Source organism: Skermanella sp. (assembly GCF_059503625.1).
On the sequence record NZ_JCACHA010000313.1, the window covers coordinates 1 to 2,865 of the forward strand.

General features: G+C 66.1%; 2 protein-coding genes. Both read left to right on the forward strand.

From position 1 onward, the window contains the following. The first annotated feature begins 162 nt into the window (after nucleotides 1-162). The gene (locus AC5JJ6_RS07200) at nucleotides 163-2,505 is read left to right on the forward strand and encodes a HigA family addiction module antitoxin (protein WP_496041381.1); all 2,343 of its coding nucleotides are present in this window, start codon (nucleotides 163-165) and stop codon (nucleotides 2,503-2,505) included. A 97-nt stretch (nucleotides 2,506-2,602) separates the two neighbouring features. Next, the coding region (locus AC5JJ6_RS07205) for a class I SAM-dependent methyltransferase (protein ID WP_496041382.1) at nucleotides 2,603-2,865 on the forward strand (263 nt) is incomplete at its 3' end.

Consider the following 2,865-nt stretch of genomic DNA (forward strand, 5'->3'; position numbering starts at 1 on the left):
AACTACCTTGCCAACTCAGGCTACGCGTTCGACTAAACCTGAAATGCTCTAGCCAGAACAAAGCCGCTTCGACGCCCGTGAACCTCAAGTTTTCTATGTGTCCGGACCAGTTTACACTCTGATCGTGGGCTCTGCGGTCCGCAGGAGATCGGAGGGGAAGGCTTGAGTGAAATTCCGGAGGGCCCGGGCTCGGCGACATCGCAGCCGGCGGCGCCTCCCCACCCAGGCTCAGTATTGCGACAGCGGATGCTCGCAGTATCCGGCATTTCAGTCGCCCGTGCCGCGCGCGAACTCGGCGTCACACGGCAGGCGCTTCACCGCCTGCTCTCGGGCATGACCGGTGTCACGCCTGAAATGGCAACTCGCCTTGGGCGCTTCTGTGGCACGGGAGGCGCCTATTGGCTTACCCTTCAGCAGAACTTCGACTTGGCGGATGCTGAGCGTGTCCTCGGCACGACCCTTGATCGCATTCCGACCTATGCCGGTCTCGCCGATAACCTCACCAAGCAATCCCATGCATCCCGGATGACTGCGACGGGCGAGACCGAGTACGCGATGTTTACGGCCGACCCAGCGGGCCGGACCGCCGGTGTGCCAGAGGAGGAGATAGCTACCGGACTTGCTGAAGGAGGCACGGCCGGTGAGCGCTGGTACCTCCGGGAAGATGAAATCCGTTTCGGGGCCAGCGGCACGCTAACGCCGCTTCGGACCGATGAGGACGGGGTCCGGCTGACCGAGCACGCCGGAATCCTTGGGCAGCTCGCCGAGGGGGTGATCGTTGCTGATGCCGCCGGGCGCATCACGTTCGTGAACGACGCAGCAGCTCGGATCCACGGTGTGGCGCGGCTGGATGTCCTGCCTGATGCGTACAGCAAGACCTACCACCTCTTGACCGAGGACGGTCGCACCTATCCGTCAGCCGAGCTGCCGCTCGCGCGCGCCGTGCTCCGGGGCGAAACGGTGACTGATGCGCGCTGGCGTATCCGCCGGCCAGATGGCTCCGAGGTGCTCGCCGTTGGCAGTGCGCGGCCGCTGCTGGCCGTTGATGGCACGCAGGTCGGCGCGGTGCTTACATTGCGCGACGAGACCGCACGCGACGCGGCTGAACAGGCACTGCGAGCGAGCGAGGAGCGCTTCCGCGGAGTCTTTGACCAGCAGTTCCAATTCATGGCCGTTCTCTCCCCGGAGGGTGTCACGCTTGAGATCAACGAGTTGCCGTTGCGCGCCGCTCAGCTGAGACGCGAGCAGGTGATCGGGCGCTTGTTTTGGGACACCCCTTTCTGGGCCGGCCTGCCCGCCATGCGTGACGCCTGGTTCGGTCGTCTGGCCGAAGCCGCGCGGGTCGACGGTCCGGTGCTTTCCGAAGACCTGTACCAAGCCGCTGACGGCGAGGTTCGCACCGCGGACGCCGCCGTCACCGCGGTCAAGGGCTCAGACCGAGCCGTGCGGTTCTTCGTCATCCAGGCGAGCGATACCACCGCCCGAAAGCGGGCCGAGGCGGCGCTGCGAGAAAGCGAGTCACGGTTGCGTCTCGCCACGGAAGCGGTCAGCCTCGGCATCTGGGACGTGGATCTGGAGGGCGAGGAAGGCATCGGCACGCCCCGCGTCTTCGAGCTATACGGCATGCCCACCCCACCCGACGGCCGGGCCCCACGGGCCGCTTTTCTTGGCTTGATCCATCCGGACGACATCGCGGCCATACGGGCTGAGCATGAGCGCACGGCGCGGGAGGACGACACTTTTCATCTAATCCATCGCATCCGGCGCGGCTCGGATGGGGAAGAGCGCTGGCTGGAAGTCCATGGCCGCCACTTCCAACAAGCGGGACGGCGCCGCTTCCTCGCCGTCCTGACCGACGTGACCGAGCGAAAGGCAGCTGAGGAGCGACAGGCCCTCCTCTCGCGCGAGGTGGACCACCGGGCCAAGAATGCGCTTGCCGTAGTGCAGGCGGCGCTGCGTCTAACTCCTAAGGAGGACGCCGCGTCCTACGCCCGAGCGGTAGAGGGTCGGGTGAGCGCACTCGCACGGGCGCAGACGCTGCTGGCCGAAGACCGCTGGATTGGGGCTGATATGCGCGCGCTTGTGCGGGGTGAAATCGCGCCCTTCCTCGCCGGACAACGCGCCGAGCTGAACGGGCCACCCGTGGTACTGCCACCCGGCGCGGCGCAGCCGATTGCCATGGTGCTGCATGAGTTAGCGACAAACGCGGTGAAGCACGGCGCGCTGTCGGTACCAGAGGGACGCGTTTCGGTGTCGTGGCACCTCGACCTGGCCAACACGACCCTACGGCTGCGCTGGGTGGAGGCGGGCGGGCCGGTAGTACCTGGGCCGCCCGGGCGCCTTGGCTTTGGTATGCGCGTGCTGGAAGGCACGGTGCGAGGTCAACTCGGCGGAGTAGTGTCGCTCACTTGGGAGACAACAGGACTGGCCTGTGAGATGGGAGTGCCACTGGCACGTGGGCATCTTGTTGCACAGGGCGCCCTAGAGGGTTCTGTTCTCGGATGAAAGAACTTGATGGTGTGGACGCCCCCCCAACGGCATCGATGTGCCAAGGTGGAGGTGTTGAGCAGCCACCAGAGGAGGCGTCCGTGGGACAGGCTAGGTGGCCTTCGACGCGTCAGCCGAGATGGTGCGGCTGGCGCGGGAGCGCGTCGGCAGTCGGGGCGAGGTCCGGCACATGCGCATCGAGGATGTGGCTTGGCAGAAAGAGTTCAACGGGATCTGGGCCTGCGCCTCCCTCCTGCACGTGCCGGTCGTGGACTTCCCCGGTGCCACCACGCGGCTTGCCGCCGCGCTCCGGCCGGGCGGCGCTTTAGAGCAGTTTTCGATCGGTCTGCATCGTAACCTGCGGCGGCGAAGTAGTTG